Here is a 20,138-nt window from a genome sequence, read left to right as displayed (position 1 = left end):
TTACCTTTTAATAAACATCCATCCTTTAAACGTTGTCGTACTGCCTGATTTCTCTTTTCTGAGGATCAGGTAATAGTAAGTACCTTCATTCAGCTGACTACCGTCCCAATCATTGGTATAATTATCAGATCGGTAAACTTCATTACCCCATCTGTTGAAGATAGTAACCTTCGTTCCCGGATAGTTTTCCAGTCCTTTAATTTTGAAAGTATCATTATTGCCATCCCCATTTGGCGTAATAATATTAGGGATGATAAAATCTGCATTTTCTACCACCGTGGATACCACATTACTGTTCACCTCTGGTGTTCCTGTATTTGAAAGTGCCCTCGCTGTATTTTCAATCCTTCCGGTAAATGATTTAGAAATCGTACCGGTAATCGTAACGATCACTTTATTTCCATTACCAGATGGGATATCAGCAGCCACATTGACGTTACTGCTACTTCCTGTTGCCCCGGAAAGAATTTTTGCAGCTCCCTGAACTTCCGTTGTCCATTTCACATTGAGGATATCTGAGCTCACCAAATCAGTAATGGTTAAATTATCCGCATTACTTAATGAAGAATTACTAACCTCCACAACATAAGTAATCAAGTCTCCAGATTTCAATGTAGCTGGCCCGGTTTTACTGATCGTTAAAGCAGGAGTTTTACTTACATCTGTTTCTACCGGTGGAGTTACCACTGGTGGGTTACCTGGCTCTGATGGCGTTCCTGTTGCGGTATTTACCAGTTTACCACTGAAGGCAGGATCTACCGTACCCGTAATGGTAATCACCACCTGATTACCTGCACCAGTTGCGATATCTCCTGTTACCGAAACTGCATTTCCTGTACCGGTTCCACCTGCGGTTACTGCAGCTACTCCGTTAACACGGGTTGTCCAGCTCACGTTTTTAATTTGTGATGGTACATTATCGGTAATCACCAGAGCTTTCGCATTACTCAATCCAGTGTTTCCAGCTGTGATGACATAAGTAATAGGTGCTCCTGCACTGATGGTTGCCGGACCTGTTTTGGCAAGTGTAATGTTTGGTTTCTGATCCGTAGTTGTTTCTACCGGTGGAGTTACCACTGGTGGATTACCTGGTTCTGATGGCGTTCCTGTTGCGGTATTTACCAGTTTACCACTGAAGGCAGGATCTACCGTACCCGTAATGGTAATCACGACCTGATTACCTGCACCAGCTGCGATATCTCCTGTTACCGAAACTGCATTTCCTGTGCCGGTTCCACCTGCGGTTACCGCAGCTACTCCGTTAACACTGGTTGTCCAGCTCACGTTTTTAATTTGTGATGGTACATTATCGGTAATCACCAATGCTTTCGCATTACTCAATCCAGTGTTTCCAGCTGTGATGACATAAGTAATAGGTGCTCCTGCACTGATGGTTGCCGGACCTGTTTTAGCTATCGTAATTCCTGGTTTCTGATCCGTAGTTGTTTCTACCGGTGGAGTTACCACTGGTGGATTACCTGGTTCTGATGGCGTTCCTGTTGCCGTATTTACCAGTTTACCACTGAAGGCAGGATCTACCGTACCCGTAATGGTAATCACGACCTGATTACCTGCACCAGCTGCGATATCTCCTGTTACCGAAACTGCATTTCCTGTGCCGGTTCCACCTGCGGTTACCGCAGCTACTCCGTTAACACTGGTTGTCCAGCTCACGTTTTTAATTTGTGATGGTACATTATCGGTAATCACCAATGCTTTCGCATTACTCAATCCAGTGTTTCCAGCTGTGATGATATAAGTAATAGGTGCTCCTGCACTGATGGTTGCCGGACCTGTTTTGGCTATCGTAATTCCTGGTTTCTGATCGGTAGTTGTTTCTACCGGTGGAGTTACCACTGGTGGGTTACCTGGTTCTGATGGCGTTCCTGTTGCCGTATTTACCAGTTTACCACTAAAGGCAGGATCTACCGTACCCGTAATGGTAATCACGACCTGATTACCTGCGCCAGCTGGGATATCTCCTGTTACCGAAACTGCATTTCCTGTGCCGGTTCCATCTGCGGTTACCGCAGCGGCTCCGTTAACACTGGTTGTCCAGCTCACGTTTTTAATTTGTAATGGTACATTATCGGTAATCACCAATGCTTTCGCATTACTCAATCCAGTGTTTCCAGCTGTGATGACATAAGTAATAGGTGCTCCTGCACTGATGGTTGCCGGACCTGTTTTGGCAAGTGTAATGTTTGGTTTCTGATCCGTAGTTGTTTCTACCGGTGGAGTTACCACTGGTGGATTACCTGGTTCTGATGGCGTTCCTGTTGCGGTATTTACCAGTTTACCACTGAAGGCAGGATCTACCGTACCCGTAATGGTAATCACGACCTGATTACCTGCACCAGCTGCGATATCTCCTGTTACCGAAACTGCATTTCCTGTGCCGGTTCCACCTGCGGTTACCGCAGCTACTCCGTTAACACTGGTTGTCCAGCTCACGTTTTTAATTTGTGATGGTACATTATCGGTAATCACCAATGCTTTCGCATTACTCAATCCAGTGTTTCCAGCTGTGATGACATAAGTAATAGGTGCTCCTGCACTGATGGTTGCCGGACCTGTTTTAGCTATCGTAATTCCTGGTTTCTGATCCGTAGTTGTTTCTACCGGTGGAGTTACCACTGGTGGATTACCTGGTTCTGATGGCGTTCCTGTTGCGGTATTCACCAGTTTACCACTGAAGGCAGGATCTACTGTACCCGTAATGGTAATCACCACCTGATTACCTGCACCAGCTGCGATATCTCCTGTTACCGAAACTGCATTTCCTGTGCCGGTTCCACCTGCGGTTACCGCAGCTACTCCGTTAACACTGGTTGTCCAGCTCACGTTTTTAATTTGTGATGGTACATTATCGGTAATCACCAATGCTTTCGCATTACTCAATCCAGTGTTTCCAGCTGTGATGACATAAGTAATAGGTGCTCCTGCACTGATGGTTGCCGGACCTGTTTTAGCTATCGTAATTCCTGGTTTCTGATCCGTAGTTGTTTCTACCGGTGGAGTTACCACTGGTGGATTACCTGGTTCTGATGGCGTTCCTGTTGCCGTATTTACCAGTTTACCACTGAAGGCAGGATCTACCGTACCCGTAATGGTAATCACGACCTGATTACCTGCACCAGCTGCGATATCTCCTGTTACCGAAACTGCATTTCCTGTGCCGGTTCCACCTGCGGTTACCGCAGCTACTCCGTTAACACTGGTTGTCCAGCTCACGTTTTTAATTTGTGATGGTACATTATCGGTAATCACCAATGCTTTCGCATTACTCAATCCAGTGTTTCCAGCTGTGATGATATAAGTAATAGGTGCTCCTGCACTGATGGTTGCCGGACCTGTTTTGGCTATCGTAATTCCTGGTTTCTGATCGGTAGTTGTTTCTACCGGTGGAGTTACCACTGGTGGGTTACCTGGTTCTGATGGCGTTCCTGTTGCCGTATTTACCAGTTTACCACTAAAGGCAGGATCTACCGTACCCGTAATGGTAATCACGACCTGATTACCTGCACCAGCTGCGATATCTCCTGTTACCGAAACTGCATTTCCTGTGCCGGTTCCACCTGCGGTTACTGCAGCTACTCCGTTAACACTGGTTGTCCAGCTCACATTTTTAATTTGTGATGGTACATTATCGGTAATCACCAATCCTTTCGCATTACTCAATCCAGTGTTTCCAGCTGTGATGATATAAGTAATCGGTGCTCCTGCGGTTATCGTTACAGGGCCTGTTTTGGCAAGTGTAATGTTTGGTTTCAACGTACTCTCAGTTTCTACCGGCGGGGTCACCACTGGTGGATTACCTGGTTCTTTTGGTGTCACCGTTGCCGTATTTACCAGTTTACCGCTAAAGGCAGGATCAACTGTACCAGTAATGTCAATGGTAATGCCATCACTCACTCCGGTAGGAAGAGTTGCAGTTACACTTAACGTATTTCCTGATCCCGTTTGTCCGCTAGCAATTGTTGCCGCTCCACTGGCAGTAGTAGTCCAGGTCACTCCTGTTAATTGAGCAGGAATAATATCACTGATAATCGCGTCCTGCGCGGTACCTGGACCAGAGTTGCTCACTTTAATCTGATATTTCATTACCTGACCGGCAGCCACTGTGGCCGGACCAGTTTTAGTAATGCTCAGGTTGGACAGGTTAGTTACTGTTGTTGTTACCACCGAGTTAATCGCAGGTTTAGCTGGATCTCCAGGTGTAAGGACTGCGGTATTCACAATAGATCCGGCAAAAGTTGGATTTACCTTACCGCTGATGTTCACCAAAATACTGCCATTTGCCGGCACATTTGCAGTCAGTTCCACATTATTTACCGCACCTGTTGCTCCACTGCTAATCGTTGCTCCACCTGCAAGTGTTGTAGTCCATGAAACTCCGGTAATCTGCGCAGCCACTATATCTTTAAGTGCTACACCGACGGCATCAGACGGCCCTGCATTACGAACTGTCAGCGTATAAGCAATATTTTCACCTGAATGAAGAGCAGCCGGACCGGTTTTTACCAGACTCAGACTCGCATTATTGACAATTGCCGTCGTGATTACATTTGAAGGTACTGCGGGATTGCCGGGTTCTGATGGAGTCGCAATTGCAGTATTGCTAATGTTTCCAGATGCGGCATTTGCAGGAACCAGCCCAGTAATGTTAACAGTTACGATTCCGCTTCCTGCAGGAAGGTCCGCTTTAAGTGCAACAGTATTTCCTGTTCCGCTTGCACCAGATCTGATTACCGCCCCAGAAGTCGCTGTTGCAGTCCAGTTTACGCTTGTCAACGTAGCAGGAACAGCATCGTTAATATCCACATTCATTGCATTACCTGGCCCCGCATTGCTGAGTTCCAATGTATAACTAATGGTCTTACCAGCTTCGATACTGGTAGGCCCTGATTTAACAATTCTGACGCCAGATTTATTAATTACCTCTGTAGTAACATCAGTTGAAATCACTGGTGGGTTACCTGGTTCTGATGGCGTAATTGTTGCATTATTAATTAGTTGTCCGCTGAAACCGGCATCAATTGTTCCATTAATGGTAATATTGACATCATTGGCAGTGCCTGCAGGAATATCCGCAGAAACAGTCACTGTATTTCCTGTTCCACTAATTCCTGAATTGATCACTGCATTGCCAGTCTTGGTTGCCGTCCAGCTTACATCTTTTATTCCTGCCGGAACGACATCTCTGATCAGAGCCAGACTTGCATTACCTGGACCAGTATTCTTCACTTTAATCATGTAGGTAATTGCAGAACCCGACACCCCATTCTGAGGGCCTGATTTGCTGATCGTTAATCCCGATACCGAACTGATTGCAGTATTTACCTCACTTCTATTGTTGGCCAGGTTGAAATCAGAAATCGTAGATGGCATTATTATACTGGCTACATTACTGATGTTTCCTGATGCAGCACCCGGATCAACCAGTCCGTTTACATTAATCAGAATGTAGTTGCCTGCACCTACAGGAACATCTGCAGTAGTTTGGATCGCATTTAAAGTTCCGCTGGCCGCACCTGTCAGGCTTGCTGTTCCAAATGCCTGAGCGGTCCAGTTGATCTGCCCCACTACCGCAGGTACATTATCCGTTATGGTCAATCCGGTCACCTCTCTAGGCCCCTGATTGCTAACTTTAATCGTGTATGCAATCGCAGATCCTGAAGTAACTGACTGAGGTCCTGTTTTTTCTACTTTAATATCAGTAGATTGATTTACAGCAGTCACTACCGAACTTGTTCTTTCGCCATTTGCAGTTACTGTAACGGTATTGGTAAATATCGCATTAGCAGTCGTTTCCACAATACCAGAAACATTGATTGTAATTGCAGTTAACGGGTTACCGTCTGCAGGTATATCCGCTTTAGTAACAATCGAATTGGTTGATCCACCTGTTGCTCCTGTAATCGTTGCTCCACCTCCCTGGGTAACCGTCCAGCTTGTCACTTTAACATCAGCAGGTACCGGATCGGAGATATCAGCGTTTGTAATATTACCGGCACCTCCGTTTCGGATAACGATCGTATAATTGATCGGATCACCAATATTTACCGTTGCAGGACCGCTTTTCGACACTTTAAGTACCGGATCATTGTTGATTACCGTTTGAACGGTGCTGGTATTTGAAGCCGGTTCCGGATCCACTATAGGACTTCCAGGAGGGAAGAAAGCAGTCGCAGTATTGGCAAAAGTTGTTTTGTCAACATTATCTGCCTTTACTTTGGCGTTGATATCAATACTAATCACTCCGGATCCTGCCGGAATATCACCGGTAATATCAATATCTCCAGTTCCACCTGCCACACTTGTGGTTGCACCGCCTGTTACTGTTGCGGTCCATATTGCACCTGCTTCCAGATTTGCAGGGATTAGATCTTTGATCAGTACCCCTGTTGCATTACTAGGTCCATCGTTGACGATGCGCAAATTATAAGTCATCATTTCTCCTACCGCAATATTGGCAGGCCCTGACTTAGTAATTCTAACATTAGCAATTCTGCTAAGTGTAGTAGTTACCGTACTCGTTGCAGGCGTCGGGTCAGTTACTCCTCCGCCTGGTGTGGCTGTAGCTGTATTAATCAACTCATTACCTGCAAAAGACGGATCTACTGTTCCATTCACAATGATCTGTATTGCTGCATTTCCGGATGGGATAGCCGCATTTAAATTGATATTACCCGTTCCGGTAGCGGCGCCGGTAATGGTTGCTCCATTCTGGCCCGTTGCCGTCCAGCTAACGTTACTAAGACCGGCTGGGAGGTTATCTACAATATTTACAATCCCGGCGTTACTTGGCCCCGCATTAATTACGTTTATCGTATAACTAATCGCAGAACCTACAACAACCATTGACGGACCTGTTTTCTGAATACGGATATCTGCCGTTTTCACTACGTTTGTAGTTACCTCTTCGGAAGGCACCGGAGGGTTACCCGGTTCAGACGGGTTGGCAGTAAAGCTATTTTTCAATGTTGTTCCGATGTAGGCAGGATCAACGGTTCCGGTTACCAATACGGTAATCGAATTCCCTGCACCAGCAGGAATATTCACTAATGGGTTCACCGTAGTACCCGTTCCCGTTCCATTAGCTACAATACTCGCAGCACCAGATGAGCTGGTGGTCCAGCTTACTCCGGTAATACCCGCAGGAATTGCATCGTTAATGGCCAGATTAGCGGCATCAGCAGGCCCATCATTAAACACCTGCAAATTATAAGTAATCACTTCACCCGCAGCAATTGAAGTAACGGCAGACTTCACTGCCCTGATGTTCAATTTATGATCTACTGTAGTCGTAATGGTATTTGAAGGAACTTCGGGAATACCAGGTTCTGAAGGAGTTGCTTTGGCCGTATTAGTCAGTACTCCCGCAGGAGCTGATCCGGGAACTTTTCCGGTAATGGTAATCAATATACGATTGGCTGTACCTGCATTGATATCCGCATTAATCCGGACACTGTTTCCTGTTCCGTTAGCACCACTGATGACGTTCACATCTCCCTCAGTAGTAACAGACCAGGTCACATTTGTTAACAAGGCAGGCACATCATCTGCAATCGCAAGATTGCGTGCATCTGAAGGGCCGTTGTTACCGGCAATCAGTGTGTAGGTTACTATTTGTCCTGCAGAAATCTGCGAAGGGCCGCTTTTAACCAGACTTACTGAAGGCACTGCTTTTAAGGTCGTTGTTACGGTAGAGCTTGCAGGTGTAGTATTTTGTTCTGAAGGAGTTACCGTAGCCTTGTTCACCAGATCTGCTGTTGCAGAAGGGCTAACTGTTCCTTTCACAGTAATTAGAATGGAATTGGCTGCACCGGCAGGTACATTCACATTCACAGAAAGGTTATTACTATTGCCGCTGGCACCACTCAAAACAGTTGCTGCTCCCTGAGCCACGGCATTCCAGCTTACATTACTGATATTCACTGGAATCTGATCCGTCACAGAGGCATTATCAGCATTCGCTGTTCCTGTATTGGTGATATTTAGTGTATAAGTAATCTCCTGACCCGCAGAAATGCTTGCAGGACCATTTTTAGCAATTGCCAGCACGGGAGTTTTACTCACAACTGCTGTACTATTTGCTTCCACCGGAACCGCACCTGGTTCTGATGGTGTTGCAATTGCTTTATTGGTTAAATTACCATTAAATGAAGGATCAATTGTTCCTTTAACGGTAATGACAATCGTATTGCCTGCGCCTGCAGGAATGTCTCCATTTAAGGCCATCACATTCCCCGTCCCACTTGCCCCGGAAGTCACTGTTGCAGTTCCGGTTGCCTGAGAAGTCCAGCTTACATTACTCAATAACGACGGCACTCCGTCTGTAATCGCAAGGTTGGTTGCATTACTTAATCCGGTGTTGCCTGCGGTAATCGTATAGGTAATCTGAGAACCGGCTATCGCTGCAGAAGGTCCGTCCTTTGTCAGTACAATTCCTGGTTTTGCATCCACCTCTGTTTCTACAGGAGGAGTAACTACATTAGGAACATTGGTACCTGGCACTGAAGCCGTAGCAACGTTATTGATTTTTCCGGAGAAACCAGGATTAACCGTTCCCTTTATGGTAATGGTGATCTTATTACCGGCACTTCCGGCGGGTAAATCTCCGCTCACACGCACCTGATTTCCCGTTCCTGATGCGCCACTGATAATGGTTGCAGCACCGGATTGAACAGCGGTCCAGCTTACATTGATCAGTTCCGCCGGAACATCATCCACTATCGCGGTAGCAGCAGCATTACTTAAACCCGTGTTTACAACTTCAATAGTATAAGTTATTTCAGCTCCTGCAGTAGCAGTCGGCTGTCCTGTTTTAGTAACCACGACTACTGGTTTCTGTTCTATATTAGTCTCCACAGGAGGACTAATCACTGGGGGATTTCCAGGTTCTTGTGGTGTAGCTGTGGCCGTATTGGTCACTTTACCTCCAAAAGCAGGATTTATTGTTCCGTTAATAGTGATGCTGATTTTGTTACCAGAACCAGCAGGAATATTTGCGTTTAACCCTACATTTCCTACTCCCGTTGCAGGACCATTGATGGTACTGTTTCCGGAAGCAGTAGCAGTCCAGCTTACCCCGGTAATTGCAGGATCAAGGTTATCTGTAACGGCCAGATTTTTAGCGTTACTCAAACCGGTATTGCTAACCTCAATTACATAGCTGATGGCACCTCCGGCGGTAGCCGTTGCAGGCCCGGTTTTGTTCACGACAATAACGGGCGACTGGCTTACTTCTGTTTCTACAGCAGGTGTATTCACCACTGGGTTTCCAGGCTCCGCAGGTGTCGCCGTAGCGGTATTACTTAACGTTCCGGCAAAAGCAGGATCTATTGTTCCTTTAACAGTAATTGTAATTTTGTTGCCGGAGCCAGTTGGAATATTACCGTTGAGACTAATGGCATTACCGGTTCCCTGATTTACCCCATTTATCACACTGTTTCCTGCAACCACAGCAGACCAGCTTACATTTTTAATGTCTGCCGGTACTGCATCTGTAATCACAAGATTAGTGGCATTACTCAAACCAGTATTGCCCGCTTCAATGATATAGGTAATTTCCCCTCCTGCTACTCCTGTAGCCGGACCGGTTTTACTCAATACAATCACCGGACGCTGAACAACTACCGTTTCAACAGGTGGAGTTACCACCGGTGGATTACCTGAGTCACCAGGAGTGACTGTAGCAATATTGCTGATCGTTCCTCCAAAAGAAGCAGATACTTTACCTGTTACATTAATGGTAATTTCATGTTGCTGCCCTACCGGGATATTTGCTTTTACATTTAAGTTATTGCCCGTTCCCGTAGCACCTTCCACAATCACTGAACCGCCGGTAAGAACCGTAGTCCAGCTTACCTCTTCCAGTTCTGCCGGAATCGCATCGGTTACCGATGCATTCAAAGCGGTACTAGGTCCGCTATTAGATACTTTGATCTGATAAGTGATCACCTGACCGGCAATGGCAGTTGAAGGCCCGCTTTTGCTGATCAGTAAATTGGTTAGTTTTTTAACTATAGTTACCGCCTCCGCATCAATTGGAAGTTCTCCAGCCTCAGACGGGGTTAAAACAGCTGTATTGGTTAGTGTTCCTGCAAACAATGGATCAACCGTTCCTTTAACATTGACAAGAATGGTTCCGTTGACCGGAACATCTGCCGTTAGGTCTACATTATTTCCGGCGCCGGTAGCACCATTACTGATCACTGCCCCACCAGTTGCGGTACTCGTCCATGAAACAACTTTGATCGCTGAAGGCACCGCATCGATCAGCCTTGCAGCTGTAGCATTCGACGGGCCTGCATTGCTAATTGCCAATGTATAAGTAATCTCCTCTCCCGCATTTAATGTCGCAGGAGCAGATTTTGTTAAGCTCAGGCTTACATTTTTAACAATTGCAGTCGTTACCTGATTAGAGGTAACTGGCGGATTACCTGATTCAGAGGGGGCTACAAGGGCAGAATTCTGTATGCTGCCTACCGGGCTGTTTGCTGCAACATCTCCAGTAATAGTCAATACCACTTTTCCTGAACCTGCAAGAAGATCTGCAGTTACTGAAACTGCATTGCCTGTGCCCGTTCCATTTGCGGTAACTATTGCGCCCGGGGTCACTGCTGTTGACCAGCGGACATTAGTTAGCCCTGCAGGAACAGCATCAGTGATGACAGCAGCAAGTGCATTACTTGGTCCGGCATTGGTTACTTCAACAGTATATTGTACCGTTCCTCCGGCATCGACTGTCGATGGTCCTGATTTCACTATACTGAATCCAGATTTATTGGTTACCGTAGTGGTTACATTCTCCGAGGTTACCGGCGGATTGCCGGCTTCTGCAGGTGTAGCTACCGCATTATTTACCAGAGAACCGGTAAATGAAGGGTCAATTTTTCCTTTGATGGTAATCGTTACCTCATTTCCTGAGCCTGCAGGGATATCAGCTGTAAGCCTAACGAGACTGTTAGTACCTGTTCCACCAGCGGTAATATTTGCTGTTCCGCTTTGTGCGGATGTCCAGGTCACGTTACTAATGTTTGCAGGAACCGCGTCAGTAATAACCGTTTGTACTGCATTACTTGGGCCTGCATTTGACACAATTATGGTGTACGTAATTTCAGCTCCCGATACCGCATCAGCAGGTCCCATCTTACGAACTGAAAGACCTGATTTAGAGATGATCGCTGTTTGTACCGAACTGCTGTTATTTGCCATATTGAAATCGCTTTTCCCGGCAGGTAGCGTTACATTAGCAGTATTGGCGATGTTTTTACCTGCAGTTGCCGCATCGACTGTCCCCTGAACATCGATAAGAATGTAATTACCAGTACCAGCAGCGATGTCTGCAGTAGTTGCGATGGCATTACCTGTTCCTGCCGTTGATCCGGTAATTGTTGCTGTACCGACGACGGTACTTGTCCAGCTTACATTCTTGATGTCAGCAGGGATATTATCGGCAATAGACAACCCGTTAATATCTATCGGTCCATCATTACCGACTTTCAGCTGATATGTAATTGCTGATCCTGCTGTAATAGTCTGCGGACCACTTTTCTCTATATAAATATCTGTTGATTGATTTACCGCAGTTACCACGGCACTTCTTTCTTCTCCGTTTGCAGTCACCACCACCTCATTTGTAAATGATGCATCAGCAGTTGTTTTTACCGTTCCCTGAATTCTGATGAGAATAAGGCTGTTAGGGCCCGCCGGGATATCCCCATAAGTCACAATAGAATTACCGGTCCCGGTGATTGGAGTTATACCACCTTCAATTGTTGCCCCATTTGACGGAGTTATCGTCCAGCTGGTTACGGCTACTGAATTCGGAATAATATCTGTAATCGCAGCGTTAGTAATGTTACTGATTCCTCCATTTTTAACTTCTATGGTATAATCTATTCTATCTCCGATATCAATTGTAGCCGGTCCGCTTTTCGAAACCAGGATATCCGTCTGCACGCCTACTCTGGTTGGCACAGAACTGGTATTGGAAGTCGGGTCCGAATCTGTAACGGGACTTCCGGGAGGGAAGTTGGCCGTAGCAGTATTGATAATGTTTGTATTTTGTGGTACAGAAGGATTAACTCTTGCGGTAATCACGACATTTACTTCAGCCGTACCAACAGGTAGGTCAGCAGTAAAATTCACATTTCCATTTCCATTTGTGCTGCTTACTGTTGCCCCGTTAATGCCGGTTGCGGTCCAGCTTGCAGTAATGATACCTGCAGGAATCTGATCATTTATGACAACTCCTGGTGCATCGCTTGGACCATCATTCACGATTCGAAGGTTATAAGTAATCGGAGCACCTGCAATGATATTAGCAGGACCAGATTTGATGATCCTCACGTTGGCAACTCGGGTAATGGCCGTAGTTACGGTACTTGTTGCGGGTGTAGGGTCTGTGATACCTGCCTCCGGTGTAGCAGTAGCCGTATTAATTAATGATGTTCCTGTAAAGTCCGAAGCAATAATTCCTGTTACATTGATCATCACCGTACCAGATCCGGAAGGGATGGTTGCTAAAACATTAATATTATTAGTCGCTCCTGTGGCTGTGCCATTGATGACGGCCCCGTTCTGAGCAGTGGCAGTCCAGTTAACGCCGGTTACTCCTACAGGAACTATATCCAAGATGTTCACATTGCCTGCATCCGATGGTCCCGCATTATTTACGGTTATGGTATAAGCTATCGGACGACCAGCAATCAATGTTGCAGGGCCTGTTTTCTGAATCTGAATATCTGCTTTTTTACTGATTAACGTAGTAGTCGTGTTAGAAGATACTGGTGGATTTCCGGATTCCGAAGGAGTTACACTAAAAGTATTCACCAATTGCGTTCCGCCAAAAGCAGGATCTACTTTGCCCGTTACCGTAATCAGGATCACATTGGCATTACCTGCAGGGATATTTGCTCTTAAACTTAAGTCGCTACCCGTTCCAGTTCCCCCAGAAAGCACACTGGCTGAACCAGAGGCGCTGCTTGTCCAGCTGATATTGCTGATACCTGCAGGAAGCTGATCAGAGACTAACAGATTTAGCGCATCACTTGGTCCGCTATTTTTTACTTCTAATGTATAAGTAATGTTCTCTCCTGCGAAAAGTGATGCTGTTGCTGACTTAACAGCCGAGATGGTCACCTTTTTGATAATAATTGTGGTAATGGTATTAGAATTTACCGGAGGTACACCTGGCTCAGACGGTGTTGCTGTTGCGCTATTGGCGAATGATGTCGCCGTGGTAGATGAAGGAACCTGACCACTGATCGTAATGACAATACGGTTTCCTGTACCTGCAGCAATATTACCCTGAACAAGAACATTACTATTGTTTGTTCCTGTTCCTCCTGAAGTCACCGCGGCCGTGCCTTCTGAAACTGCAGTCCAGCTCACATTGGTTAATGGAGCAGGTACAAGATCCCTGATGCTTAAATTTGTCGCATCAGAAGGCCCACTGTTTCCTGCAATCAAAGTATAGGTGATAGTCTGTCCTGCAGCTATTTCTGAAGGCCCGGATTTAGACAACGTGATACCTGGGGTCGATTGTAAAGTAGTGGTCACTGTAGAACTTTTAGGTATCGTACCTGCTTCAGCAGGTGTCACCGTACCCGTATTGGAAATAGTGCCTGTTGCCGAAGAATTTACTGTTCCCTGAATATTCACTTTCACCATGTTAGCGGCACCTGCCGGAATATTGGCATTCACACTGATGTTATTACCAGTACCTGACGAGGTTCCTACAATTGTTGCAGTTCCGGCCGGATCGGCAACGGCCTGCCAGCTTATATTTGAAATCCCTGCCGGAATAACATCTGTAATACTCGCATTATCAGCATTTGCTGTTCCGGTATTGCTAATTGTTAAGGTATAGTTAATCTGTTGACCTGCGGAAATTGTTGCAGGCCCTGTTTTTTGAATGCTTAATGTTGGTATTTTATTTATTATCGCAGTGCTGCTTGCCGTTTTAACCTGAGTTCCGGGCTCGGCAGGTGTTGCGGTTACGGTATTGGTAATGCTACCGCTAAACGCAGCAGATACTGTTCCGTTTACAGTAATGGTGATGACATTACCACTACCCGCCGCAAGGTCTGCATTGATATTGATTCCATTTCCTGTACCGTTGGCGGTGCCATTAATCACCGCAGCACCTGATGTTGCTGCTGACCAGGTTACATTAGTAATGGATGCCGGTACCTGATCTGCAACGACTAAGGCTTTCGCATCAGAACTACTGAAGTTATTTACGGTAATCGTATAACTGATATTCTGTCCAGAAACCAATGTTGCCGGTCCTGTCTTACTAATGCTCAGATCTGGTTTACGGCTTGCCGCAGCCGTTGTTGAAGAAGTCACCGCAATAGTTCCGCTTTCTGATGGCGTAGCAGTTGCTATATTGACAATATTCCCATCAAAAGCGGCATCAACCGTTCCTCTGATGGTTAGTGTAACTTTATTTGCCGTGCCTGCAGGAATATCAGCTGAAACGATTAGGTTATTACCCGATCCTATTGCCCCGGCATTAACCAATGCTGCCCCTGAAACAGTTGAGCTCCAGCTTACATTTTTTATGCTGGCAGGAACCACGTCTGTAATGGCAACATTTTCTGCATTTGAAGTACCGGTATTGGCAATAGTCACCGTGTAGGTAATCTGATCGCCAGAAATAACAGTTGCAGGTCCGGTTTTCACAATACTTAAGGTCGGCTTTCTATCTACCTGCGTGGTGCTGGTAGCGGACTTAGGTGCTGTTCCTGGTTCTGCAGGGGTTGCTGTGGCGGTATTAGACAAGGAGCCATTAAATGAAGCCGCTACCGTTCCTGTTACCGTTATCGTGATTTTATTTCCAGCACCAGCACTCAGGTTTCCGGTAATGCTAATGTTATTTCCTGTTCCCGTGCCCGCACCAATCAGGCTGGCTGAACCAGTTGTACCGGTGGTCCAGTTTACATTACTGATTTCTGCTGGTACTGCATCGGTAATCGCTAATGCTTTTGCATCGGCAACACTTAAATTCGTCACCTCTATCGTATAACTGATGTTTTGTCCGGCGGTTAATGTAGCAGGCCCCACTTTGGTAATGGTAAGTACCGGAGTGCGGTTTACCTGTGTAGTTACCGTAGAATTCGACGAAGGACTACCTGTTTCCGAAGGATCTGCGGTTCCGGTATTGCTGATGTTACCACTAAATGAGGGATCAACGGTTCCATTGATGGTTACCAGAATGGCGTTTGCTGTACCGGTTGGAATATTACCATTCACAATAACTGAGTTTCCTGTTCCGCTGCCTGAACCAATCAGCGTAGCTGATCCCTGCACAGAAGAAGTCCAGCTTACTGTTTTTATTTCTGCTGGAACCGCATCTGTAATCAAGGCATTGATGGCATCACTCAGTCCGTTATTCGTGATTTTTAAAGTATAGGAAATCGAAGTTCCTGCCTGAGCGGTTGACGGACCATTTTTCAACATCACCAATCCCGATTTGCTGGAAATGTTTGTAGTTACGGTATTTGAATTAACCGGAGGAACCGATTCTGCCGGCGTTGCAGTTGCAGTATTATTAAAGCTTCCGGTTGCAGCAGGTGATACGGTACCGGTTACATCAATGACAATGGTATTCGCAGTACCAGCTGGAATCGTACCATTAAAACTGATGTTATTTCCTGTGTTTGAGGCAGGACCGGTAAAAGTCGCCGTTCCGGTCTTGCTCACTGACCAGGTCGTATTAATAATCTGAGATGGAATAGCATCCGCAATGGCTGTTCCAATCGCATCACTTGTACTGGTATTCTTTATCGTAATTTTATAAGCAATTGCATCTCCTGCAATTACATTGGAAGGCCCTTGTTTGTCGATCACTAATACAGGTTTCCGATCCACCGGATTGGTTACTGTAGAAGTAGCGCCATCAGGGTCAGGAACATTAGGAGAGGTCACGGTAACCGTATTCGTCAGGTTTCCTGAATAGTTTGCAGCAATTGTTCCGTTTACGTCAATAGTCACCGTATTCCCTGTACCTGCGTTAATATCAGCAGTTACATTAATACTGTTCCCTGCGGAGGCATTTTGGATAATTGCAGCAGTACCGGCGGTATTTGCGTTGATGGTGGAAACCACCATTTCAGCCGGCACGGCATCAATGATTTGTATGCCCTGGGCATCACTTGGCCCATCATTACTTGCGATAATACGATAAACGATTGGCTGACCAGCGGTGAAAGGCCCGGGAGTAACAATAGATTTGACAACTTTCAGGTCTGCCGATCTGGTATAAGTTACTGTTACTTCTGCAGAGGAGGCTGCACATAAACCATTGGAGATGGTCCAGATCAGTGTAGCGGATGTATTTGGAGCAATAGTAACGGTAGTATTTCTGTTAGCCGGATCAGTAATTGTAGCCGTACTTCCAGGTTTCACCGACCACACACCCGTTCCCGCAACCGGTAAATTACCATTCAATGTAAATGTTCCGGAATTATATTGAGTGCTGTTGGTTCCTGCATTTGCAGTGGTAGGAGAAGCAAAATTGGTAATGGTAACCTGATCGGTACTCACTGCACAATTTCCATTACTGATGGTCCAGGATAAAGTAGCAGTCTGGCCGGCAGCAAGAGTCACTCCTGTATTTGCCAAAGCAGTATTCGTAATCACTGCAGATCCTGAAACCACTGCCCAGACTCCAGTACCTGATGTTGGTACATTGGCAGCCATAGTGAAGGCTGTCGTATTACATTGCGATTGATCCGGCCCGGCTACAGCTACTGTTGGTGCCGTATAAATAGTCACGGTGACCGGAGCGCTTGTTGAGCTACAGGTTCCTGAATTTACGATTCTACGGTATTGTGTAGTCGTCGTGATTACAGTAGGATCAAGATTTGCGGTTATCGTGGCTAATGGAGTCCAGTTTGCCCCTCCATCAATACTCTGTTCCCATGAGTAGCTGTAAACACCACTTCCACCTGAAAGAGTTGCACCGGTAATATTTCCGGGATCTCCGCTCAGACAGAATGCTGAAGTTCCGGCAAGAGTTAAGGTATTGCCGGTAATAACAGGGTTTACTGTTACAGTAACTACATTGCTGATTTGCGGTCCGCAGCTGGAACCAACTGAACTGACTATCCTTCTATAATAGGTGGTCTGGTTGATGGCAGCTGAAGCTGTATATGTTTTTTGTGTTGCTCCACTAATAGGGCTGAATCCAGTGCTCGTACTTGTGGTGCTGCTTTCCCACTGATAGGCATAAATAGCATCACCACCAGTTGCAGGACTTAATTCATTCAACACGGCAGGTGTTCCGGTCTGACAAAAAACCTGGTTTGCCCCTATTGATCCGGCAGTTAAAGCAGGAAATACAGTAAACTTAACCAGGTTACTAATACTAGGTACGGTACAAGCTCCCGATTGCGCCAGACGACGATACCAGGTATCTACGGTCACTGGTCCGGGAGGATCGTAATTGATACCTGTTGCCAGTGAGATATTGCTAAATGTAGTCCCGTCAGTACTGATTTGCCATTGATAAGTCGCAGAGCCACTTCCACCTGAAGGCGCTGAGCCAGTGATTAGTCCCGGATCTCCGGTTACACATATCGACACTAGTGAAGGCGCTGTAATGGTATTGCCGGTAATCGTCGCTTGTACGGTAACAGTTATTACAGCACTTGTATTTGAACAGGATCCACTCGATACCGTACGACGGTATTGTGTTGTCGCAGTTAAGGTTCCTGGATTATAATTTTGTCCATTACTGGTTCCTGTCGCAGTTGTCCATGTGGTTCCTCCATTTGTGCTTTGTTCCCACAAGTAAGCGTATGTTCCCGAGCCTCCAGTGGGTAAACTTCCCGTTAAACTGGCTGCATTTGTATTGGTACAGATCGTTTGGTTAGCGGCAATGCTATTTCCTGCAATAGCAGCTTGTATCGTTACCGTAATTGGAGTCAACGCACTTTCGCAGGTTCCGTTACTCTGACTTACATAGTAGGTGGTCACACCTGCAGTAGTCGTAACAGGTATCGGTGCGGTTGAGCTTCCACTTCCTCCTACAGCCGAAGTATACCATTTCAGATTAGTGCCCGTGGCAGTTAATGCTGTTGCAATAGCTCCCTGACAGTAAGTGACGTTTGTCGCTGTAGGCGCTACCGGCTTAGCATAAATGGTTGCAGAACTTTGATTATTGCTAAGGTTACTTTCTGCCAAACCAAATGTGACAGTAGCAGTATTGACCCAACTTGTTGCAGCCGGACTGGCAGGAGGAGTTGTCGCTAGAATAATGGTTGGATAAACAAGGCCAGACCCCAATGAACTGGTCCTGGTATAAGTAATAATCTGCCCGGTGCTAACCAGCCCGGTAACCAATCTGCCCCATCCCGGATTGCTGCTACCAGTGGCATTAAAGGTAAATCCCGGAGGTAATTGATCAACCACTGTGACTAATGTTGAGCCTGTGGCCGTAAGCCCCTTATTAGATACAATTAATGAATACGTATTATCCGTACCTGAAACCACGCATGAATTATTTACCTCTTTAACAATGTCAAGATCTACATTTGGTGAAAATACATTCGTTGTTACGGTATAATTGTTATTTGTTAAATCTGTGTCCGTTATTCCCGTATTCGTAGGGTCAACTCCAACAGAGTTTTTAATAATTCCTCCCGCAGGTTGAGTCTTGATCGTTCCCTTTATAATAAATGTACCGGTACTGTTTGCCGCGAGGTTTAATGTTGCATTAAACGGGTTTGTCCCTCCTGCAACCGCTACCCCGCTAGGATAACCTGGCGCTGTATTGGCTGCATTTCCGTTATTGTTGAAGGTAATATTATCAATAGTAAAATCCGAAGAAGGGAGAATAACATTGTTATTATTTCTGATCGTATCCGCCAGTTTAAGTCCGCCAATAGCAACTGCGGTAGAATTAACTGCGTTAACGGTATAAGTAAGCTGATCATTTACCAGCGCAGTACTTTTATCCACTGCTTTATCTGTACGAACACCACCTGGTGTGGTGATCAGCACATTACGGATCTCATGATAATTCACAAAACCACCTGTTGAGGCGGCAAAACCGAGTTTTAAATTTGGAGGAGGTACTTTATTTAAAAGATAAGGCCCAAAAACGGTCGAAAACGTTCCGTTCACACTGGTTTTCCATTTTACCGTAATGGTATATTTCCCCACATTCGGAGCTGCCGCAGGAAGAATTTCTACCTGCACCCGTCTATAAAACTGAGTTGGTGTTGGGCGTGTTGAGGTAATTACATCATAATCTATACTTGTTGGGGCTGTTGATACTCCGGTAAGATAAGTATAAGTAGGAGCTTCTCCCCTAAGTGCAATCGAGTTATCTGTGGGGGTATAACTGGCTGCACCATTCTTTCCATCCACTGTAGAAGAATAGTTTCCAAATTCATCAATTCCTAATCCTACATATCCTCCTGCAAGTCCCGGCAACATGGTACCGGTACGATTACCGTTTGCATATCCTAAAGACCCTCCAGGTTGCCCAATGCTAAAAGTGGGTGTCGCTGCATCGAATAAGAACACAGAAAAACCATCTGCTCCCGGCACATTAGTACTTCTCCAGGAAACATATTCAAAATCAACAAGGACTCCTAATGAAGAAGGAAAGGATTGATTTACATATCCATATCCCGACTGACTGGTACCATCCGAGGTCAGCCTCAGCCAACCGGCTCCAACAGGGTCCGGATTTCCTGAGGTTAATCTGGCAGCTCCTCCGATTACCACATTTCCGGTAGAGCTTCCTTTAAAATTTTCCGTTATCGTAAATTGTGCCGCAGCCTCATTTCCGAAAACACCGAACAACAGCAAACAGCTCAACAACTTCCATTGATGAGGCAGCAATCCGCCGGCAATCCGGGAAAATTTTCTAAAAAAGTATAAAAACGAGCGTATTGCAGCAGAATCTGCTGAGAGAGGTAGAAGTGTACTCATATTAGGTAGATATGGTATGTAATAAATAAAGGTATTCAGCGTTATCTATGATAAGCCTTCTTGCCTTTTACAATTCACGTTCCACCTTGAAAGGAGCACCCCTTCGTCATTCTAAGGCAATAGTTTCCTCATAATAATGTCAATATACAAAAAACTGGGAATTTTATTACTCATTT

The 20,138-nt window shown here is 45.8% G+C and carries 1 protein-coding gene; it reads right to left on the bottom strand.

The window, feature by feature from the left end; translation table 11 throughout:
- Positions 1-19,962, bottom strand: a complete 19,962-nt coding sequence (locus BFS30_RS27750) for a gliding motility-associated C-terminal domain-containing protein (RefSeq protein ID WP_069379933.1) — start codon at positions 19,960-19,962, stop codon at positions 1-3.
- Positions 19,963-20,138: the final 176 nt, after the last annotated feature.

The organism is Pedobacter steynii, from assembly GCF_001721645.1.
GTDB classification, from domain to species: domain Bacteria; phylum Bacteroidota; class Bacteroidia; order Sphingobacteriales; family Sphingobacteriaceae; genus Pedobacter; species Pedobacter steynii_A.
This window is presented reverse-complemented; position numbering and strand designations above follow the sequence as displayed.